Source organism: Paraburkholderia piptadeniae (genome assembly GCF_900007165.1).
GTDB classification, from domain to species: domain Bacteria; phylum Pseudomonadota; class Gammaproteobacteria; order Burkholderiales; family Burkholderiaceae; genus Paraburkholderia; species Paraburkholderia piptadeniae.
On the sequence record NZ_CYGY02000059.1, the window covers coordinates 79345 to 98793 of the forward strand.

Consider the following 19449-nt stretch of genomic DNA (forward strand, 5'->3'; position numbering starts at 1 on the left):
CGGAAGCGAAAATCCGAACGCTAATGCCGCTGTTACTGGACTTTGCTTGCCGCTGTGATGATCGCGTCGGCAACCGCCTTCGGCTGACTCAACATCGGGACGTGACTCGAATTGACATGCGTCGTCGTTGCGCCGATCTTCTTTGCCATGGCATCCTCCGCTCGCGGATCGATCATGCGATCGTGGTTGGCGACCAGGTACCATGACGGCTTCGTGTGCCACGCCGCAGTGCCCACCTTGTCGTCCAGGGCGCCCGCGAACCAGGGGCCCTGTGTCGCGGCGAGGATGCGTGCTTGCGCCGGCGGCAGATCCTGGGCGAAATCGTTCACCACTCCGTGGGTGGACAACGTCAGGAAGTTCGCGGAGTCTTTCTTGAACTCGGCCGCTCCGGGCGGCGTCGGCATGCCTTTGAACAAGTCGTTGACCGATGCGCCGCTATCCGGGACGAGCGCGGCGACGTACACGAGTGCCTTGACCTTGTCGTCGTTGCCGGCCTGGGTGATCACGGCGCCGCCCCACGAATGGCCTACGAGCACGACCGGACCGGTTTGCTGGTCGATTGCGCGCTGGGTGGCCGCCGTGTCATCCGCAAGGGAGCTGAGCGGGTTCTGAACCGCAACCACATGAAGACCGCGCGCTTCGAGCAAGGGAATCACCTTGTCCCAGCTCGATCCGTCGGCGAAAGCGCCGTGCACCAAGACAACGTTCGTTCCTTTCAGATCCTGCGGCGGGGCGGCATGACTGACGTTCAGCGAAAATGCGCTGCCGAGCAATAGCACCGATGCGAGACATCTCTTCAACAGACGGTTCATGGGTGTCGAGATACGGGACATAACGGTTCTCCTGCAGGAAGTGGATGTGTCGGATGCGACAATCCGAACGCTACGCCCTTCCATTGCCTGCGAGAATCCATCAATATCGAGAATCATCCTTCCAACGAGTGAGAATGCGATGGATCGGCTTGACGCGATGTCGGTGTTGCTCGCAGTCGTTGATGCGGGAAGCATGTCTGCAGCGGCGCGTCGTCTCGGCATGCCGCTGGCAACCGTCAGCCGCAAGGTGGGAGAGCTCGAATCGCACTTGAAGACGCGCCTGCTGATCCGCACTACGCGACAGCTTTCGCTGACCGAGGCCGGGCAGTCGTACGTCGCCGCCTGCCGGCGCATCCTCGAAGAGATCGGGGAAGCCGAGCGTGCCGCGACAGGCGAGTACACGGCACCCAAAGGCGACCTGGCGGTCACGGCGCCAGTGGTGTTCGGACGCCTGCACGTCGTACCCGTGGTCGCGGAGTTTCTGGCGCTCTACCCGGAGATTGATGTGCGTCTTCTGCTCGCGGATCGCCTGGTGCATTTGACGGAAGAGCACGTCGATGTTGCTGTGCGAATTGGCGAGCTCCCCGACAGCGCGCTCGTCGCCACCCGGGTCGGGGAGATTCGCCGTGTCGTATGCGCAAGTTCGCGCTATCTCGCTTCGCATGGCGTACCTGTCCACCCGCACGACCTCGCGCGGCACCAGTGCATTAGTTTTGAAGGGCTCACGTCAGCGCAGGCCTGGGATTTCGGGTCGGGCAAATCACGGATGTCCGCCCCGGTCCGCTCGCGGCTGGTCGTCAACACCGCGGAGGCGGCAATCGCGGCGGCGATTCTCGACGTCGGGCTGACGCAGGTACTGTCGTATCAAGTTGCGAGTGCGGTAGGTGACGCCGAACTCGAGATCGTCCTTGACGAGTTTGAGCCAGCGTCATGGCCCGTCAATCTGGTACACGCGGGACAGACGCCACTGCCGCTGAAGCTACGCGCCTTCCTCGACTTTGCGATCCCCCGCTTGCGGGCTCGTATGTCGCAGGAACTTGTGGGCATCAAGGCGAAAGCGTGACTCGATGCCAACGGCAGGTCAGCAAAACCTTCGCATACCTTCTCGAGAATTGAACGTTGGACAACCACCATCGAAACCATGCGAAACGGTCACTCAAGTGGCTTTCGTAGTCCGAAGGCGGACGACTGAAGATGGGCCGTCCTCCGCCTCACGCAAGTGGTGTAACGAGCGTCAACGCCACTATCCCTTCGATTTTCGATGTGCAAGGGTGCAAAACATTTCATTTTTCACTCTCCGCCGCCGCGAGGACTCTTGTAAGATCCCATGGCAACAATCTAGAAACACGGCCATCGGACAGGAATGCGAAGAGCAATGGACCAACCTGGTACGAATTTGACTGCGCCCATCCTTTGCAGCGACTCTACAGTCTTGTTTTCGGTCTACGGCTTCGGTTGGGGGTACTGTGCCTTTGCGCTACCTTGTGAAGTAGTTTGCGAAAAACTCGGCGCTGCGAATCGCACCCCAAGGCAATTGAGGCTGGCCTTCGAGCTTGGCAAGCGCCGACTGCTGGAGGCTGCGGAGGCGAAAGCAGTCCACGGCATGGGTGGACGCATAACGCTGTCTGCCACTGACCTGTAGCGCAGGAGTGCGATTCGGCGGTCGCTCCTGGAAGCAGGTCGCGCGCTGGGCTAAACCTCGCTATCTGTTGAGTGGCCGGCAACCGCCCCACAAGCGGCGACACCTGAATGACGGCTAAGGCCGACGTGCGGACTAGCGGACGATGCTAGCCATTTGGTCACCGCTGGCACTCGTCTATCGAGACCGAATGAACTCACTCTCGCCGAGCGTGGCAAGCGCCAAACCATAGGCACTCGACCCCTTTGCAAAAAGCCGCTGGACGGTTTATCAACGCCAATGTTCTGGGTCAGTCCAACCGGTATCATTCAACGACCCGTCCGAAAAACTGATTGTTGCCCGCCTACGCCGAGGTGCGAACACAACCCCGCTGCCCATTGCTATTGATATGCCGCAGGGGCGGTGATTCCGCTCGCTCGCGAATTCTAGTTCCGTCTCGATCGCCGTTATGCGCCGTGACCGATCACTCCGCAAGCAACCATCCGCTTCTCCAGAAGAAAATGAAGGGAAATTGAAACACTCCGCTAGCGGCCTGCGACGACCGGCAGGTGCGCTCTTTACTTTCGGAGTCCATACCTACTTGCTCTCTGGAAGTCGACCTTTTCGGCCCGATCCGGGCCCGCGACACAGCAATCGAGTCGTAAAAATATTTACATGAAAACAATGATCTATAGATATTTTTCATGATGCGGGATGAAAAGTGCGGACTTTTTTGTATGTCAAGACTATCACCCCCATCGAGCGTAGGGCCTTGCTAGTATATCGAAAAAAAACGATATAAGATTCGAACCATAGCGATTCAGGTGCCGCTTCCCGGCCAGAGACTCTGCCCGCCGTTTGTTGTTTTGTTTGCCGTCTGTTTCATGAGCACGAAGCCTAACCCGAAGACCATCGACATCGACTCGATCCACAAGGCGCTGGCGAACCCCGCGCGTCGCGTGATTCTTGCGAAACTGCGCGAACCGGGGAAGTACTTTCCGGACCAGGAACTGTCGTACGAACACGGCGTTTGCGCAGGCCAGTTCGACACGTGCTGCGGCGGCTTATCGCAGTCGACCGTGTCGGCGCATCTCGCCGCGTTGCAGCGCGCCGGGCTGATCACGTCGAAACGCGTGGGCCAATGGGTTTTCTTCAAGCGCAACGAAGCCGTCATCGCGGCGTTTCTCGCGCACATGAACGCGGATCTCTGACGGGCGCTCATGCGTCTTCGCGCGCATCTTCGCTTTTCCCCGAATGCAGTTTTGACACATACACACGGGCCCATTGCCCGCAAGGATTGGACGTTATGCCGACTCTTTTCGACCCGCTCCAGATTGGCGATCTCACACTGAAAAACCGCATCGTGATGGCGCCGCTCACGCGCCAGCGCGCCGGCAAGGTGCGCGTGCCGAATGCGCTGATGGCGAAGTACTATGCCGAGCGCGCGAGCGCCGGACTGATTCTCTCCGAGGCGACTTCCGTGACGCCGCAAGGCCTCGGTTACGCGGACACGCCCGGCATCTGGTCGGATGCACAGGTGGAAGGCTGGAAGCTCGTGACGGACGCCGTCCACAAGGCGGGCGGCAAGATCTTCCTGCAACTGTGGCACGTGGGCCGCGTGTCGGACCCGATCTTCCTCGATGGCGAACTGCCCGTCGCGCCGAGCGCGATCGCGCCGCAAGGACACGTGAGCCTCGTGCGTCCGCAGCGTGCTTTCGTGACGCCGCGCGCGCTCGACATCTCGGAGATTCCGGGCATCGTCGCCGCGTATCGCAAGGGTGCCGAGAACGCGAAGAAAGCGGGCTTCGACGGCGTCGAAGTGCACGGCGCGAACGGCTATCTGCTCGACCAGTTCCTGCAGGACAGCACCAACAAGCGCACCGACGCCTACGGCGGCCCGGTCGAAAACCGCGCGCGCCTGCTGCTGGAAGTGACGGACGCGTGTATCGACATATGGGGCGCGGATCGTGTCGGCGTGCACCTCGCGCCGCGCGGCGACTCGCACACGATGGGCGACTCCGATCCGGCCGCGACATTCGGCTATGTCGCGCGCGAACTCGGCAAGCGCAAGATCGCGTTTATCGCCGCGCGTGAAGCGGTCGGCGATGATCGCCTCGGCCCGCAACTGAAGAAGGCATTCGGCGGCGTCTATATCGCGAACGAAAGCTTCACGAAGGACAGCGCGCAGAAGCTGCTGGACGCGGGCGACGCAGATGCCGTCGCGTGGGGCAAGCTGTACATCGCGAATCCCGATCTCGTGCGCCGCTTCGAACTGGACGCGCCGCTCAACGAGCCGATCCCCGCGACGTTCTACGCGGAAGGCGAAACGGGCTACACCGACTATCCGGCGCTGGAAGCGGTGAGCTGATGCTTCAGTTGCACGCGTAAGCGCAAGAGCGGGAAGCAACGACAACGCGGCCGGAACTGTTCCGGCCGCGTTTTTTCATATCGGGCGCTCTGCTTCTGGCAGCATCAGTCGACGGGCTTCACAACGCGACGCATGAACACGCGCTTCGTTTCATCGACACCGCGCGCAATCCGCAGCGCGCGAATACGCTTCAACGCCGCATCGAGCTCGTGGTCCTCGAGTACGCTGAACCCGAGCCGCCCATAGTACGGCGCATTCCAGGGCACATCGCGGAACGTCGAGAGCACGAGGTGCGTCGCGCCCCGCCCGCGTGCGCGTGCATCGACGCAATCGAGCAAGGCCGCGCCAATGCGCCGCCCCGCATGCTCCGGCAGCACGTCGAGTGCTTCGACGTAAATGCGCGCGCGCAGCATCGCGAACATCACGAACGCCACGCACGCGCCGCCGCACTCCGCGACGATCACTTCGGCGGCGCGCACCTTCTTCAGCACGAACGGCGCATCCATCGGCCGAGCAGCCGCGATACCCGTCAGGCCGACGCTCACGAAACGCTGCGCGGCCTCGTATTCGACGAAGCGAATCGACGCGACATCGTCGGGCACGGCGGGCCGGTAGCGGACAGCGGGCGCTTGCATCGGGCGATGGGGTTGCATACGACGGTTGCAGGTGAACAGTTGCGTACGAACGGACATATTGACATCACCCGCCCTCGCGAAACAACCCGCCCGTCACGCCGATATAATGCCCAGCACGACAGCACGCTTGTCAGGAGTCGCTCGATGGCACTTTCCGGTCTTCTCGTCTTTGCGCTCGCGCTGATCGTCGCGGCAGGCTCCCCCGGCCCGAGCATCGCGGCGCTCGTCGCGCGCGTGCTCACCAACGGCTTCCGCGACGTGCTGCCCTTTCTCGCCGCAATGTGGCTCGGCGAAGCGCTATGGCTCACCTGCGCGGTGGCCGGGCTGGCCGTCGTTGCGCGCACGTTCGCGCTCGTCTTCATCGTGCTGAAGTTCGCGGGCGTCGCGTATCTGCTGTTCCTCGCGTGGAAAATGTGGCTCGCGCCCACGGACGTGCACGAAAGCACGCTGCCGAGTGGCCAGTCACCGTGGCGCATGTTCGTCGCGGGCATGATGGTCACGCTCGGCAACCCCAAAATCATGGTGTTCTATCTCGCGCTCCTGCCGACCATCATCGACCTGTCGCGCGTCGGCACGCTCGCGTGGCTCGAACTCACGCTGACGATGCTCGCCGTGCTGATGACCGTCGACTTTGTCTGGGCGCTGCTCGCCGTCAAGGCACGCGCGTTGCTGACGAGCCGCCGCGCCGTGAAGATCGCGAACCGCGCCAGCGCGACAATGATGGCGGGCGCGGCTGCCGCGATCGCGACCCGCTGATTTTCGTTCTTCTCAACAGAGCCTGCGTATGCGCGCCCACATGTTCAAGCAAACGGGCCGCGACGCGCTGCTCGCGCTCGGCCGCGAACTCAAGGCCTGGAAGCCCTCCACCGAGCGCGCGCTGTTCGGCATCGAGGCGATGATCTCGGTTGTGCTGTCGGTGGCGCTCGCGCATCTGCTGGATCTGCCAAACACGTGGTGGGCCGCGATCAGCGGATTCGCCGTCATGCAGACGCGCTTCTCCGCGTCGGCCGAACGCGCGCTGCATCGCGTGCTGGGCACGATACTCGGCGCCCTGTTCGCCGTGCTCGCGGGGCCTGTCATCGGCGATCGTCCGTGGCTCTTCGTTCCCGTGCTGGGCGTGACCGGCGGCGTGTGCGTGTATCGCGCGAACGGCTCGTCGGCGTCGTATGCGTGGGTGCTCGGCGGCGTCACGTCGGTGATGATCCTGTATCAAGCGCACGAACTGCTCAGGTTCGGCCCGACTGCGTCGTTCGCAATGCTGCGCGTCGCCGAAGTGTGCGTCGGCACGCTCGCGTGCCTCGTCGTGTCGGGCGTGTTTCATCTCGGCATCCGCTGGTACGAGCGCCGCCGTCCCGCATCGAAAGTCGTGGCGGCGGCCGCCGCGTCCGCCGACGCGGAGCCCCCGACGTTCGAAACGCTGCGCCACGCGCGCATCGTGCTCGCCGTCCAGGCCGGCATCACCGTGTCGATCCTCGCCGCACTGACTTACGCGCTCGCGCTGCCGGGTTTCGCGCAGGCGCTCGTCACGGCCATCGCAGTGCTGATCCTGCCGCCGTCGTCGCTCATCGTGCGCTCGCAAAAGCCCGTCGCCGACAAGATGGTGCAACGCGTGGCCGGCTGCCTGATCGCGGGCGCTGTCGGCATTGCGCTGCTTCCGCTGATGCACGGCCAGATCGCGCCGTGCCTGCTCGCGCTAGCGGCGGGCGTGTGGGCGGGCTGTCACGTGCAGACGGGCAAACAGGGCGCAAGCTACATCGGCCGGCAGTTCACGATCGCGTTCATCATGGTCTTCGTGCAGGATCGCGCGTGGTCCGCCGATCCGCATCCCGCGCTGCTGCGGCTCTCGGGCATCCTGATCGGCATCGCGATCCTCACTTGCGTGATGCTCGCCGCCAGCCGCTTCTCTTTTCTGCCGCAGTCAGAAGAAGCCACGCCCTGAGCGCGACGCGCGCCGCTTTATGCGTTCACGGCTCGCATTCACGGCTCGCCAAACAGCGCCTCGCAAAGCTCCAGTCCTTCGGCCGTCAGCGCCGCCGAGCCGCGCCCTTCTTCGTCCATCTGCACGTCGACGACGCCCGCCGACTCCAACTGCGTCAGATAGCGCCGCAGCGTGCTCATCGGCAGATCGGCGCGCTTGCTGAGCTTCGCGAGCGACCATGATTTGCCCGACGATTCGCGCGCCGCTTCCCACAGCAGCATCAGCAGCTGCTCGACGATGGGATCGAGTGCACCGCCCTCATCGGTGTCGTCGCAGTGCTTGTCGTGTGCCGGGTCATTCGGGTTCAAATCGAATCTCCTCTAGTCCATCTGTGGTCCATTACTCATTGCCGCAAGCTCGCGGCCGCCAGCTTGCCGATCGTTGCCAGCGCGTGTTCGATTTCCGGCGACCATGCGTAACTGTAATTCAAACGGATGCAATGACTGTACCCGTTCGTCGTCGAGAACATATAGCCCGGACCGACCGTGATGCCGTGTTCCAGCGCGAGCTTGTACAACTGCATCGAATCGACGCCGCGCGGCAGTTCGACCCACAGCACGTAGCCGCCCATCGGATGCGACACACGCGTGCCTTCGGGAAAGAAACGTGTGACCATCGCCGTCATCAGCCGCGCGCGCTGCGCAAAGCCCTTGCGCAGCCTGCGCAGATGATGCTCGTAGCCATCCTGCTTCAGATACTCGGCGATCGCGAGCTGCGGAATCGACGGCGTGGTCAGCGTGTTGAGGAACTTGAGCTTCTCGACCTGCTCGCGATAGCGCCCCGGCATCGCCCAGCCGATCCGGTACGCGGACGTCAGCGTCTTCGAAAACGACGCGCAATGCAGCACAAGCCCTTTGCGGTCGTAGTTCTTCAGCGCGCCGGGATGCACGTCGCCGAAATACAGTTCGTGATAGACGTCGTTCTCGATCACGGGCACGTCGTGCCGCACGAGCAGCTTGACGAGTTCGCGCTTTTTCTCGTCAGGCATCTGGAAGCCGAGCGGATTCTGGAAGTTCGGCATCACCATGCACGCGGCGATGCGGCGCCTGTCGAGAATCTGCGCGAGCGCGCCGAGATCGATGCCCTCGCGCGGATGCGTCGCCACTTCGATCGCGCGCATGCCCATGCGCTCGATCGCGTGCAGCATCGCGTAGAACGTCGGCGACTCGACGGCCACCGTGTCGCCCGGCTTCGCGACCGCCTGCAGACACAGATTGATCGCCTCCGTTGCGCCGACCGTGACGACGATCTCGTTCGGATCGACGGCGATGCCGTTCTCCAGATAACGCCGCGCGATCTGGCGGATCAGGTCGGGATTGCCCGGCGGCAACTCGTCGGTGACACCCCATTGCGTCTTGCGCCGGCCGACCGCGTGCGCATAACGGTTGATCTTCTGGAACGGAAACAGCGCGGGATCGGGATACGGCGAGCCAAGCGGCACGGCCTCGTCGCTGCCGATCGAGCGCAACGTCGACAGCACGAGCCGGCTCACGTCCACCTGCGCGGACACGGCAATCGGCTTCGACACGTCCAGTTCCTGCACGGGCGCAGCATCGTTCGCGCCGAGCCGCACGAAATAGCCGGACTGCGGGCGGCTCTGGATGATGCCCTTGCTCTCCAGCAGCAGGTACGCGCGCAGCACAGTCGTGATCGAAATCTGCCGGTGCTGGCTGGTCTGCCGCACGGAAGGCACGCGCTCGCCCGGACGGAACACGCCGCGCCTCACCTGCCCTTCGATCTCCTTCGCCAGTTCTTCGTAGAGCTTCAACGGATGCCTTTGACGTGAGCGCCGCCGCCTTGCGTCGAACGCATAACGGACACGCTCAATGAATGAGCCGCGCAAAACGAGCCGCACAAAACACGCGAACTACACGAACCGCGTGAACTGGGATTGTGCGCGCCACCCGTCTTTTGAGCACAGTTCACCGCGACTGATCGTTTCCATCGATAACAGTCGAAACTGTACTCTTTTTCTTTCGAGCATTGTGTACACGCCGGATACGTGTAATCCCCACTACGCTTTCATCGACATCAAGCACCATTGGACGCATCATGGACAAGACCACCAAGCCAGGCCGCATCGAACCGTACACAGGACCCGCCGCGGGATGGGGCGCGCTGAAGTATGTGGCGATCAACCTGATCAAGGAAAAGGTCGCGGGCGGCAACTACAAGACGCTGTTCAGGCAGAACCAGCCGGACGGCTTCGACTGTCCGGGCTGCGCGTGGCCGGACCGGCAGCATGCGTCGACCTTCGAGTTCTGCGAGAACGGCGTGAAGGCCGTCGCGGCGGAAGCGACCACCAAGCGAGTGACGCCCGAATTCTTCGCGCAGCACACGGTCGACGAGCTGATGAAGCAGGACGACTACACGCTCGAACAGCACGGCCGACTCACCGACCCGATGGTGTTCGATCCGCTGACGGACAAGTACACGCCGATTTCGTGGGACGACGCGTTTCAACGGATCGCGAAGCATCTGAAGGGACTCGACAGCCCGCATCAGGCCGCGTTCTACACGTCGGGCCGCGCGAGCAACGAGGCCGCCTTCCTGTATCAACTGTTCGTGCGCATGTACGGCACGAACAACTTCCCCGACTGCTCGAACATGTGCCACGAGGCGACGAGCCGCGGCCTGCCCACGACCGTCGGCATCGGCAAGGGCACGGTGACGCTCGACGACTTCGAGCACGCCGATACGATCCTGATCTTCGGGCAGAACCCCGCGACGAACCATCCGCGCATGCTCGGCGAACTGCGCGAATGCGCGAAGCGCGGCGCGACCATCGTGTCGATCAATCCGTTGCGCGAGCGCGGGCTTGAACGCTTCGCGAGCCCGCAGCACGTCGCGGACATGCTGTCGCCATCGGGCGTGAAGATCGCGTCGACGTTCGTCCAGCCGAAGATCGGCGGCGACTTTGCGCTGCTCAAGGGTGTCGCGAAGCGCGTGCTGGAACTGGACGATGCAGCCATCGAGCAGAACGCGGAGCGCGTGCTCGACGTCGCGTTCATCGAAGAGCACACGGCTAACTTCGAAGCATTCGCCGCCGATCTGCGCGATGAAAGCTGGGAAGGGCTCGTCGAAGAATCGGGCGTCGCGCGGGAAGACATCGAAGACCTCGCGCGCATTTACGCTAGCGGCAAGCGCGTGATCTCGACATGGGGCATGGGCCTCACGCAGCACAAGAACTCGGTGGCGACAGTGCACATGCTGTCGAACCTGATGATGATGCGCGGCAATATCGGCCGCCTGGGCGCGGGCCTGTGTCCTGTGCGCGGTCACTCGAACGTGCAGGGCAACCGCACGGTCGGCATCGAGGACAAGCCGACGCAGGATTTTCTCGACCGCCTCGGCACGGCGTTCAATTTCGAGCCGCCGCGCATGCACGGCTACGATGTCGTCGAGACGATCGAAGCGATGCTCGCAGGCCACGTGAAGGTATTCATCGGACTCGGCGGCAACTTCTCGATTGCGACGCCTGACACGCCGCGCACATGGGACGCGCTACGCGCGTGCGATCTGACCGTGCACATCACGACGAAGCTCAACCGCAGCCATCTCGTGCACGGCAAGGACGCACTGATCCTGCCGACGCTCGGGCGCACCGAAATCGACCTGCAAAACGGCGTGCCGCAAGGCGTGACCGTCGAGGACTCGATGAGCATGGTGCACATCTCCTACGGCATGAACAAACCTGCTTCGGAGAACCTGATGTCGGAGACGCGCATCGTCGCGCAGATCGCGCACGCGACGCTCGGCGGCAAAAAGGTCGACTGGCTCGCCTATGCGAACGACTACGCGAAGATTCGCGACGCGATCGAATGGTCGATCGACGGCTTCTACGACTACAACAAGCGGATCGCGCAGCCGGGCGGCTTTCATCTGCGCGTCGCTTCACGCGAGCGCGACTGGAAGACGGACACGGGCAAGGCGAACTTCGTCGTGCATCAGATTCAACGCGACACGCCGATCGCGCGCGCGCGAAAGCTGCACGGCGAACGCGCGATGACGCTGATGACGACGCGCTCGCACGATCAGTACAACACGACGATCTACGCGCTCGACGATCGCTATCGCGGCGTCTACAACCAGCGCCGCGTCGTGTTCGCGAACGGCGCCGATATCGCGATGCTCGGCTTCGAGCCCGGCGACTGGGTCGACATGGAAACGGTCTGGGACGACGGCATCGAGCGCCGCGCGGAGCGCTTCCTGCTCGTCGAATACGACATTCCGCGCGGCTGTCTTGGCGCTTACTACCCGGAGACGAATCCGCTCGTGCCGCTGTCGAGCGTCGGCGATGTATGCAACACGCCGACGTCGAAGTCGATTCCCGTGCTGCTGCATCCGTCCGCTGCGCCTGCTGTAGGCGCGTGACGAAACCGCGCAACAGGGCAGGCCGACTACTTTACGCCGAGCGCTCGACCAGTTCGCGGATCACGCTTTCCACCGTCACGCTGCCCTTCAGCGACGACGCGGGCGCATCGAACTCGATCCAGCCTTCGTTGAAGCCGTCGAGCATCTGCATGCGCGGCAACGGGTTTTTCATTCCTTGCGCGCGAAAGAGCGCTTCCCATTCACCGCGCGGCACGATCTGCATGCGCACCGGCCTGTCGAGCGCGCTCGCGAAGGCGGCCGCGATTTCATCCGGCGTCACGCGGCGCGGGCCTTCAAGCTCGACGACGCGCGCGCCCGTCCACGTGTCCTGAAACAGATGGGCGGCGACGCGGCCGATGTCGTCGGTGGCGACCATCGGCACGGGCTTGTCGAGCGGTTGCAGAAAGGCAGGGATCACGCCTGACCTGCGCGCCGGCTCGACATCCCACGCGCAGTTTTCGAAGAACCAGGCGGCGCGCAGAAAGACGACGGGCATGGGCAACGTGCGAAGCTCCTGCTCCATGATGCCGAGCTGATTCAGCAAGTTCGGCTGCGTGGCTTGCGCGCCGATCGTCGACAGCACGACGACGCGCGATGGCTTCGCCGCATTGAGCGCACCACGCAACGCCGCGATATTACGGCGCGACTCCGCAAAATCCGGCGACGGATCGAATACGGGCGGCAGCAGCACAAACACGCCCTCGGCTCCTTGGAACGCGCGGCGCAGCGCCACTTCATCGTGCATTTCGGCGAGCGCGATTTCGCAGCCACGCGCCGCCCACGGTGCACCCTTCTCCGCGCTGCGCACCACCGCGCGCACCGGCTTGCGCTGCGCGAGCAGCGTTTGCGCAACCACGCCGCCGACCTGACCCGTAATACCCGTAATAGCGAACATGTGCAGCCTCCCGTTCAATTGAAAATGCTTGCGACGCGATGCATTGTGGTTGCCGGCAGCGCTTTACACCATGACATGAATATCATTTGACTCATGACACAATGGCATCGTGAGCAATGACACGGAAGAAAGGAGCGCGCGATGTCCTTCGACGAACGGATTCTCAACGGCATGGGCGTGCTGACGGCGATCGTCGACAGCGGGTCTTTCGCGGGCGCGGGCGAACGGCTCGACATGTCGCAGTCGGGCGTGAGCCGCTCGGTTGCGCGGCTCGAAGCGCGGCTCGGCATACGTATGTTCGATCGCACGACGCGCACTGTCACGCTCACCGACGAAGGCCGGCGTTTCTACGAACAGATCGTGCCTCTGCTGGGCGGACTCGAAGAAGCAGCGGCCTCGGCGGCGGGCGGCGCGACGGCCGTGCGCGGACGGCTGCGCGTGAACGTCGATCCGTTCTTCTCGAAGATCGTGCTGAGTCCGCAAGTGGGCCAGTTCGTCGAGCGCTATCCGGAACTCAATCTCGATCTGATCACGCGCGACGAGCTGGGCGACATCATCGCCGACGGCTTCGATCTCGCCGTGCGTTTCGGCGAGCCGCGTCCGTCGACGCTCGTCGCGCGCAAGCTGCTGGAGACGCGCATCGTGACGGCCGCGTCGCCGGGCTATCTGAAGAAGTATGGGCGTCCCGTCAAGCCAGCCGACCTGGAACGCGAGCCGCACAACTGCATCCACTACCGAGACCCGGAAACGGGACGTCCGTTCGTATGGGAGTTTCACCGGCCGCGCAAGAAAATCGCCATTGCGGCGCGCGGCCGGCTGGTGGTCAACGACGTGTCGACGATGCACGGCGCGTGCCTCGCGGGACACGGCATCGCGCAGATCATGGCGCTCGGCACGCAGCCGCTGTTCGACAGCGGCCGTCTCGTCGATCTCTTTCCCGACTGGCCCGACGAGCGCTTTCCGCTCTACGCGCTTTATCCGTCGCGGCGTCATCCGTCGGCGAAAGTGCGCGCGTTCCTCGACTTCATCGTGAAGATCACAGGCTCTGCGCTCGCCGATACGCCGTGGTACTGAAGCGTCGGCGGGCGCGGGCTCATTTGCCGTTCTTCGCCCGCGCCTGCTCGGCGATCGTCTTGTAGTCGTATGTCGGATAGAACTCCGTGTGATAGCCGCCCCACGCGGTTTCCTCGATCGCGCGGTTCACTTCGCGCAGCCGGTTGGCGGGCACGCGCAGCGTGACGACCTGGCCGACGCCCATCATCACGTACCACGACACGACCTCGACGCCCGGCGGCGGAAATGCCTTGTAGAAACCCTGATCGGCAAGCTCCTGGTTGATCTTCGGCAGCGGCTTCGACTGGTCGTGCTTGAGGAAGATCGTCAGCAGGAACGTGCCGTCGGCGGCGGGCGCAGGCGGCGGCATCTCACCGGCGTTCGTCTGCGCGGCGGCGGGCAACGGAGCCATTGCGGCGAGCATTGTCATCAAAGTGACTCCTGCAATCCATTTGCGAACGGCGTGCATCGGTTTCCTCCCTGGTTCGATGGAAAACGGAACGACAGATGTAGAAGCGTCGTTGCATTCAACATGCCATCGCGATTCAGCGCGTACATGACCGCGCTTTGGCGATCGTTCGAAGCGCCCGGCATTAAGGGTTAAACATATGTTGCAATTAATTTTGTTGTGGCAACATCTGTGCACACACGCTCCGGACCGCGCCGAATCGTGCGGCTCGCCCGTCCAAAACCGACCGATCCAGATTCAACAGGGGACTTGCAATGAAACGACTGAACTCGCTCGCGCTGGCCTTGTGCGTCGCAGCGACCTGCCTCACTTCCGCAGCGAATGCCATCGCGCAGGAATCGCAGCCCACGCTCACCAAGATCGAGTCCGCCAATCTGATCGCAATCGGCCATCGCGAGACGTCGGTGCCGTTCTCGTATGTCGATTCGAACAATCAGGTGGTCGGCTTTTCGCAAGACCTGTGCAACAAGATCATCGACGCGGTGAAGGCGAAGACGCACAAGCCGAACCTGCAGGTGCGCTTCATTCCCGTGACGTCGCAGAACCGCATTTCGCTGGTGCAGAACGGCACCGTCGATCTTGAATGCGGCGTGACGACGAACCTGACGTCGCGGCAGAATCAGGTCGCTTTCGGCGACACGTTCTTCGTTGCGACCACGCGCCTGCTCACGCGCAAGGACTCGGGCATCAAGGACTTCCCCGATCTCGCCGGCAAGACGGTCGTGACGAACCAGGGCACGACGTCCGAACGCATTCTGCGCAAGATGAACGAAGACAAGAAGATGAACATGCAGATCATCAGCGCGAAGGACTACGGCGAGGGCCGCATGACGCTCGAGACGGGCCGCGCCGTCGCGTACATGATGGACGACGTGCTGCTGGCAGGCACGCGCACGCTGACGGCGAAGCCCGCGGACTGGGTGATCGTCGGCACGCCGCAATCGTCCGAAGCGTACGGTTTCATGCTGCGCAAGGGCGACCCGGAGTTCCTCAAGGTGGTCGACGAGACGCTCGCGCACGTGATGAAGAGCGGCGAAATCAACGCAATGTACGACAAGTGGTTCATGAAGCCCGTGCCGCCGAAGAACATGAACTTCGATTTCCCGATGAGCGACAACCTGCGCACGCTCTATAAGAATCCGAACGACAAGGCTTTCGAATAACGCCTGTTTCTGAGGTGCGCTAAAGGCGCGCCGGAGGGCTGGCCAGCCGCCCTTGCAGGCGGCTTTCAGGCCCGTCCGGCGCGCCACGTGCGTAGAGCCGGTTGCATGCTGCCGGAGTAGAATTGAACGAATCGAAACTCGTGACGATCTGCTCCGGAGCTGCAATGACATCGCCTTCGCCCAACGAGGAACACAAGCGCTGGAAACCGTCGCCCACGCTGCTGAACGTCCTCACCGCGCTGATCGGCATCGGAACGCTATGCGCCGGAATCGGCTGGCTCGTGTATAGCTGGTTCGTCGATCTCGAAGTGCCCTACTTCGCCATTCCACTCGTGTTGTGCGTGCCCGTCATCGTGGCCGTCACGTTCAGGAATATGTTCGACTGACAGGCTTCGTGCAAACCCTTTGCTGATTACGCCGCCTTCGCGGACGCCAACCCCTCGTCGAGCTCGCCGCCGAGCGCATCGACAATTCCTTCCAGCAATTTTGCGAATTCCCCTGTCATCAACATGACATCGGAATCGAACTGCTCGTCGTCGTTGAGCGCGGTCGGATCGGCGGCTTCCTTGATCACGTCGAGGGGCGTCACGCGCTTGATTGTCAGCGACGGCGTCAACACGAACGACACGCGGTCGTTCCATGTCATTGCAAGCCGCATGCACTGCTTGCCCGCTTCGATGTGGCGGCGCATGTCGTCCGCTTCGAGCGCGTGGCCGACGTAGCGCACCGTCGCGTTGCCTTCGGCGGGCGAGCGCAGTTCCGTATCCTGATCCAGCGTGAAATTGACGGGGCCATCGCCTGCCAGCAGCCAGTTCGTCATCGCGGCGACGGGCGCCTGCGCGACGCGCATGCTGCTGATCGGCAGGCGGTCGATCGACTTGACCAGCAGCCCGAGCACATCGTCGCCGAGCGCCTGTGACGCAGCATCGATCACGAGCCAGCCGTTGACGGTGTCGATCCACACGCGCGTGTCGCGCTGGATGCTGAACGCGCGCGGCAGCAGCTCGTCGGTGACCTGCTCCTTCAGATCGCGCATCTGCTTGCGGCCGGGCTTGAATCCCTGCTGCTCCTCGAGTTCCAGCGCGCGCGCCTTCGTCACCTGCGTCACAACAGAAGCCGGCAGCAGTTTCTTTTCCGCGCGGAACGTGAGCAGCATCTGCTTGTTGATCGAGTAGACAAGCGAGCCGTCGTTGCGCGGCGACGCCCAGCCCTGGCGCTGCACCTCGACGCTATTGGCAGGCTGGAACGCATGCGGCGCGAGCCATTTTTCCATTTGCTCGACGCTCACATTCCACGGAGCGGGAAGACGGTGAAGCTGCAGATTCTTGAACCACATGGCGAGAACGGGCAAAAGCGCGTCATTCTATATGACGGCGGGTTTCCACGTTGGGGTTTGCCCGGATCACCGGAGATCAGCGGGCCGGATAGCAGAAGCCGTAGTCCTCGCAACCGGGACAACCCGGCGCGTGCGCAGGCGCGCGGCCTTGTGCTAGCGCCAGTTCGCGCGCGAGGAATTTCTTCCAGCGCAGGCCGTCGAGATTGCGCGCGACGAGCTGCGGATAGTGGCGCGTGAGAATGTCCGTCACATCGTCGCGCCCATCGAGACCGAGATCGCGCCACAGATGATCGGGGCGCAGACAGGCCGTCGCGATGATCGTCGCGAGACATTGCGCGTCGTGGTCCGCTGCAGGAATCGCGGCTTCATGGCGCAGCAGCAATGCACGCATCGCATCGACGAACGGCTGATGCTCCGATGGGGCGATGCGCTCGGGTGCCGAGTGCGGCAGCCGTCCACCAGGAAAGTGACGCGAGAGCAACGCTTCGAGCCCCTCTCGCGCGAGACCGAGATGCCGCAGCTCTCCACTCGCGAGCTTTGCACCGATCAGACGCGCGAACATCACGGTATCGGCTGCATCGCGATGGGGTGCGTGATCGAGCAGACGCGTTACTGCTGCATCGCGAGCGCCAATCGGATCAGCCGGCATGTCATTGCTCCCCTTCGCGTCCTGCCTCGCGCACTTACATATGCTTCATTTTCACACGAACGGGCTTCGTATCCGCACACTGCGGCGCTCATCCGTCATGTCGATTCACTGGTATGACCACCTCCGATTGATCGCCGCATTCTACCCCCATACGGCGGCAATCCCTACGCGTATCGGTTGCGCGACCAACTAGCCGTCTGCTTCCCCGCACAAACTGGTATTACCACGACTGCAGCGGATAGACAGTGCGCGGCGATGCAGTAAGAATGCGCCAGGTTTGGGGCACTGCGGCATCGAATCGCGCAAAGAAAGCAAGCTACAAACGCAGCGTCACCAGGCGCTCACGCGGTAACGGCAGTGCGATTCCCGGACCAGCAATAAATCGGAGACCCAGTTCGCCGATCCCGCGAACGGACACAGGAGACAGAGACAATATGGCATTACCAGCAGCCGTACCGCCAGGGGTACTTTTCGCACAACCGCTGACGCCCGTCGGCAATTCGCTTCTCTTTTCGTTTCTCGTTGCGGCCGTGCCCATCGCGGTCGCGCTCGTGATGCTCGGCGTGCTTCGGCGGCCCGCATGGCAGGCGTCGCTGGCGGGCCTGATCGCCGGTCTCGCGATTGCGACAGGCGTGTGGGGCATGCCCGTCGGCATTGCGTTCGACGCGGTCGGCGCAGGCATGGCGCTCGCGCTCGTGCCCGTGATGTGGATCGTCGTCAACGCACTGCTGCTCTACAACATCGCGGTCAAATCCGGACGCTTCGAGCAGTTCCGTCAATGGATGCTGGACCATCTGCCCGACGACAGACGCCTCGTGCTGCTCGTCGTCGCGTTCTCGTTCGGATGTCTGCTCGAAGGCATTTCCGGTTTCGGCACGCCCGTTGCGATCACGAGCGCGCTGCTCGTCGGCCTCGGCTTTCCCGCGCTGGAGGCGCTCACTTTCACGCTGATCTTCAACACCGCGCCTGTCGCATTCGGCGCGCTCGGTGTGCCGATCACCGTGCTCGGCGCCGTGACGTCGTTGCCCGCCGCGACCCTCGGCGCGATGGTCGGCAGACAGTTGCCATTCTTCGCGCTTTTGTTGCCGTTTTACGTCGTCGGCATCTACGGCGGCTTCCGCTCGATCCGGCAATTGTGGCCGGCGCTCCTCGTGTCGGGCGGCAGCTTCGCGCTCGCGCAGTTCGTCACCTCGAATTTTCTCGGCTACCAGCTCACCGACGTGCTGTCGTCGCTCACGTCGCTGATCGTGACGATCGCCTTCCTCAAGGTCTGGCGCCCCGAGCCCGACCCGAAGTTCGCCGTCGTGCGCAGCGCCGGCATCGGGAACAACGGCGCTCGCGTCGGCTACGGCGGCTGGCTGCCGTGGATCATCGTCTCCGTGGTGGTGATTGTCTGGGTTCATGCCGACATCGCGTCGATCGGCGATATCAAGTTGAAATGGCCGGGCTTGCACAACGCCGTCTATGTGACGCTCTACAACAAGCCCTATGCCGCCGTCTGGGACTTTCAGCCTCTCGGCACGGGCACGGCGATCCTGCTCGCAGCCGTGATCACGGCTGCGTGGACACGCACGGGCGTCGGCAGCTTCTTCGAGTGCGTGTTGAAGACGTGGCGTCAGACGCGCATTGCAATCGCGACGGTGATGATGATCGTCGGCCTCGCCTATCTGCTGAACTACTCGGGCATGAGCTACACCCTTGGCATGGGCGTCGCGTCGACGGGTGCGTTGTTCCCGCTCGTCTCGGCATCGCTCGGCTGGGTGGCCGTGTTTCTGTCGGGCAGCGACACGTCGGGTAACGCTCTGTTCGGCAACCTGCAGGTCGTGGCCGCGCGCCAGGTCGGCCTGGACCCGGTGTTGATGGCGGCGACGAACTCGTCGGGCGGCGTGATGGGCAAGATGATCTCGCCGCAGAACATCGCAACGGGCGTCTCGACGACGGAACTGAAGGGCCAGGAAGGCGTCGTGTTTGCCCGCACGTTCTGGCATAGCGTGTTCCTGACCCTGCTGCTCGGCCTGCTCGTGTTCCTCCAGCAACACGTGTTGAGCTGGATGATCCCGACTGTCCCGCATTGACGGCCGGCACGGCATTCAATTCGG

Annotated in this window: 18 protein-coding genes; 10 read left to right on the forward strand and 8 right to left on the reverse strand. The window is 63.1% G+C overall.

The features are described from left to right. Positions 1–32: 32 nt before the first annotated feature. Positions 33–812, reverse strand: coding sequence for an alpha/beta fold hydrolase (locus tag BN2476_RS29095; protein ID WP_087737676.1), 780 nt, complete (start codon positions 810–812; stop codon positions 33–35). A gap of 139 nt (positions 813–951) precedes the next feature. Here BN2476_RS29095 and BN2476_RS29100 point away from each other — a divergent pair, with 139 nt between their 5' ends. The 3 genes from BN2476_RS29100 (at position 952) to BN2476_RS29115 (ending at position 4798) form a co-directional block, all read left to right on the forward strand. Next, a complete protein-coding gene (locus BN2476_RS29100) occupies positions 952–1875 on the forward strand; it encodes a LysR family transcriptional regulator (RefSeq protein WP_087737677.1) in 924 nt (307 codons plus the stop codon). Between the two features lie 1439 nt (positions 1876–3314). Next, positions 3315–3641, forward strand: coding sequence for an ArsR/SmtB family transcription factor (locus BN2476_RS29110; protein WP_087737679.1), 327 nt, complete (start codon positions 3315–3317; stop codon positions 3639–3641). A 95-nt stretch (positions 3642–3736) separates the two neighbouring features. Then, the gene (locus tag BN2476_RS29115) at positions 3737–4798 is read left to right on the forward strand and encodes an alkene reductase (RefSeq protein ID WP_087737680.1); all 1062 of its coding nucleotides are present in this window, start codon (positions 3737–3739) and stop codon (positions 4796–4798) included. Between the two features lie 104 nt (positions 4799–4902). Here the strand turns inward: BN2476_RS29115 and BN2476_RS29120 are convergent, their stop codons facing one another. Further along, positions 4903–5451 (reverse strand): GNAT family N-acetyltransferase, encoded by a 549-nt coding sequence (locus tag BN2476_RS29120; protein WP_235851007.1) that lies wholly within the window; start codon positions 5449–5451, stop codon positions 4903–4905. Between the two features lie 126 nt (positions 5452–5577). Between BN2476_RS29120 and BN2476_RS29125 the strand changes: the two genes are divergently transcribed. Further along, positions 5578–6189 (forward strand): LysE family translocator, encoded by a 612-nt coding sequence (locus tag BN2476_RS29125; protein WP_087737682.1) that lies wholly within the window; start codon positions 5578–5580, stop codon positions 6187–6189. A 40-nt stretch (positions 6190–6229) separates the two neighbouring features. Continuing rightward, positions 6230–7372, forward strand: a complete 1143-nt coding sequence (locus BN2476_RS29130) for an FUSC family protein (protein ID WP_235851008.1) — start codon at positions 6230–6232, stop codon at positions 7370–7372. A gap of 38 nt (positions 7373–7410) precedes the next feature. Here BN2476_RS29130 and BN2476_RS29135 read toward each other — a convergent pair whose 3' ends face one another. Both BN2476_RS29135 and BN2476_RS29140 read right to left on the reverse strand, forming a co-directional pair. Continuing rightward, entirely contained in the window at positions 7411–7719 is a 309-nt protein-coding gene (locus BN2476_RS29135) for a helix-turn-helix domain-containing protein (RefSeq protein WP_087737684.1), read from the reverse strand. Between the two features lie 35 nt (positions 7720–7754). Next, positions 7755–9179 (reverse strand): aminotransferase-like domain-containing protein, encoded by a 1425-nt coding sequence (locus BN2476_RS29140; RefSeq protein ID WP_087737685.1) that lies wholly within the window; start codon positions 9177–9179, stop codon positions 7755–7757. A 284-nt stretch (positions 9180–9463) separates the two neighbouring features. Between BN2476_RS29140 and BN2476_RS29145 the strand changes: the two genes are divergently transcribed. Further along, entirely contained in the window at positions 9464–11785 is a 2322-nt protein-coding gene (locus BN2476_RS29145; RefSeq protein WP_087737686.1) for an FdhF/YdeP family oxidoreductase, read from the forward strand. Between the two features lie 31 nt (positions 11786–11816). Here the strand turns inward: BN2476_RS29145 and BN2476_RS29150 are convergent, their stop codons facing one another. Beyond that, positions 11817–12680, reverse strand: a complete 864-nt coding sequence (locus BN2476_RS29150) for an NmrA family NAD(P)-binding protein (RefSeq protein WP_087737687.1) — start codon at positions 12678–12680, stop codon at positions 11817–11819. 141 nt (positions 12681–12821) lie between these two features. On the opposite strand from BN2476_RS29150, the gene BN2476_RS29155 reads away from it, so the two are divergent. After that, complete coding sequence (locus BN2476_RS29155) at positions 12822–13754, forward strand: LysR family transcriptional regulator (protein ID WP_087737688.1); 933 nt, start codon at positions 12822–12824, stop codon at positions 13752–13754. A 19-nt stretch (positions 13755–13773) separates the two neighbouring features. On the opposite strand, the gene BN2476_RS29160 is transcribed toward BN2476_RS29155, so the two are convergent. Next, on the reverse strand, positions 13774–14202 hold the full coding sequence (locus BN2476_RS29160; RefSeq protein ID WP_087737689.1) for a hypothetical protein: 429 nt from the start codon (positions 14200–14202) through the stop codon (positions 13774–13776). A gap of 254 nt (positions 14203–14456) precedes the next feature. On the opposite strand from BN2476_RS29160, the gene BN2476_RS29165 reads away from it, so the two are divergent. Both BN2476_RS29165 and BN2476_RS29170 read left to right on the forward strand, forming a co-directional pair. Continuing rightward, positions 14457–15365 carry a glutamate/aspartate ABC transporter substrate-binding protein gene (locus tag BN2476_RS29165; RefSeq protein ID WP_087737690.1) on the forward strand — a complete coding sequence of 303 codons (909 nt, stop codon included), beginning with the start codon at positions 14457–14459 and terminating at the stop codon, positions 15363–15365. 164 nt (positions 15366–15529) lie between these two features. Beyond that, the gene (locus BN2476_RS29170) at positions 15530–15751 is read left to right on the forward strand and encodes a hypothetical protein (RefSeq protein ID WP_087737691.1); all 222 of its coding nucleotides are present in this window, start codon (positions 15530–15532) and stop codon (positions 15749–15751) included. A 26-nt stretch (positions 15752–15777) separates the two neighbouring features. Here BN2476_RS29170 and BN2476_RS29175 read toward each other — a convergent pair whose 3' ends face one another. Both BN2476_RS29175 and BN2476_RS29180 read right to left on the reverse strand, forming a co-directional pair. Next, positions 15778–16701, reverse strand: coding sequence for a recombination-associated protein RdgC (locus BN2476_RS29175; RefSeq protein WP_087737692.1), 924 nt, complete (start codon positions 16699–16701; stop codon positions 15778–15780). Positions 16702–16777: 76 nt separating this feature from the next. After that, complete coding sequence (locus tag BN2476_RS29180; protein ID WP_087737693.1) at positions 16778–17350, reverse strand: nitrogen fixation protein NifQ; 573 nt, start codon at positions 17348–17350, stop codon at positions 16778–16780. Between the two features lie 434 nt (positions 17351–17784). Between BN2476_RS29180 and BN2476_RS29185 the strand changes: the two genes are divergently transcribed. After that, positions 17785–19425, forward strand: coding sequence for an L-lactate permease (locus BN2476_RS29185; protein ID WP_087737694.1), 1641 nt, complete (start codon positions 17785–17787; stop codon positions 19423–19425). Positions 19426–19449 lie beyond the last annotated feature (24 nt).

What these genes read in the sequence shown, in the direction of transcription:
- BN2476_RS29095 (WP_087737676.1), bottom strand. Translation starts at nt 812, where the DNA reads ATGAACCGTCTGTTGAAGAGATGTCTCGCATCGGTGCTATTGCTCGGC.
- BN2476_RS29100 (WP_087737677.1), top strand. Translation starts at nt 952, where the DNA reads ATGGATCGGCTTGACGCGATGTCGGTGTTGCTCGCAGTCGTTGATGCG.
- BN2476_RS29110 (WP_087737679.1), top strand. Translation starts at nt 3,315, where the DNA reads ATGAGCACGAAGCCTAACCCGAAGACCATCGACATCGACTCGATCCAC.
- BN2476_RS29115 (WP_087737680.1), top strand. Translation starts at nt 3,737, where the DNA reads ATGCCGACTCTTTTCGACCCGCTCCAGATTGGCGATCTCACACTGAAA.
- BN2476_RS29120 (WP_235851007.1), bottom strand. Translation starts at nt 5,451, where the DNA reads ATGCAACCCCATCGCCCGATGCAAGCGCCCGCTGTCCGCTACCGGCCC.
- BN2476_RS29125 (WP_087737682.1), top strand. Translation starts at nt 5,578, where the DNA reads ATGGCACTTTCCGGTCTTCTCGTCTTTGCGCTCGCGCTGATCGTCGCG.
- BN2476_RS29130 (WP_235851008.1), top strand. Translation starts at nt 6,230, where the DNA reads ATGTTCAAGCAAACGGGCCGCGACGCGCTGCTCGCGCTCGGCCGCGAA.
- BN2476_RS29145 (WP_087737686.1), top strand. Translation starts at nt 9,464, where the DNA reads ATGGACAAGACCACCAAGCCAGGCCGCATCGAACCGTACACAGGACCC.
- BN2476_RS29150 (WP_087737687.1), bottom strand. Translation starts at nt 12,680, where the DNA reads ATGTTCGCTATTACGGGTATTACGGGTCAGGTCGGCGGCGTGGTTGCG.
- BN2476_RS29155 (WP_087737688.1), top strand. Translation starts at nt 12,822, where the DNA reads ATGTCCTTCGACGAACGGATTCTCAACGGCATGGGCGTGCTGACGGCG.
- BN2476_RS29160 (WP_087737689.1), bottom strand. Translation starts at nt 14,202, where the DNA reads ATGCACGCCGTTCGCAAATGGATTGCAGGAGTCACTTTGATGACAATG.
- BN2476_RS29165 (WP_087737690.1), top strand. Translation starts at nt 14,457, where the DNA reads ATGAAACGACTGAACTCGCTCGCGCTGGCCTTGTGCGTCGCAGCGACC.
- BN2476_RS29170 (WP_087737691.1), top strand. Translation starts at nt 15,530, where the DNA reads ATGACATCGCCTTCGCCCAACGAGGAACACAAGCGCTGGAAACCGTCG.
- BN2476_RS29175 (WP_087737692.1), bottom strand. Translation starts at nt 16,701, where the DNA reads ATGTGGTTCAAGAATCTGCAGCTTCACCGTCTTCCCGCTCCGTGGAAT.
- BN2476_RS29180 (WP_087737693.1), bottom strand. Translation starts at nt 17,350, where the DNA reads ATGCCGGCTGATCCGATTGGCGCTCGCGATGCAGCAGTAACGCGTCTG.
- BN2476_RS29185 (WP_087737694.1), top strand. Translation starts at nt 17,785, where the DNA reads ATGGCATTACCAGCAGCCGTACCGCCAGGGGTACTTTTCGCACAACCG.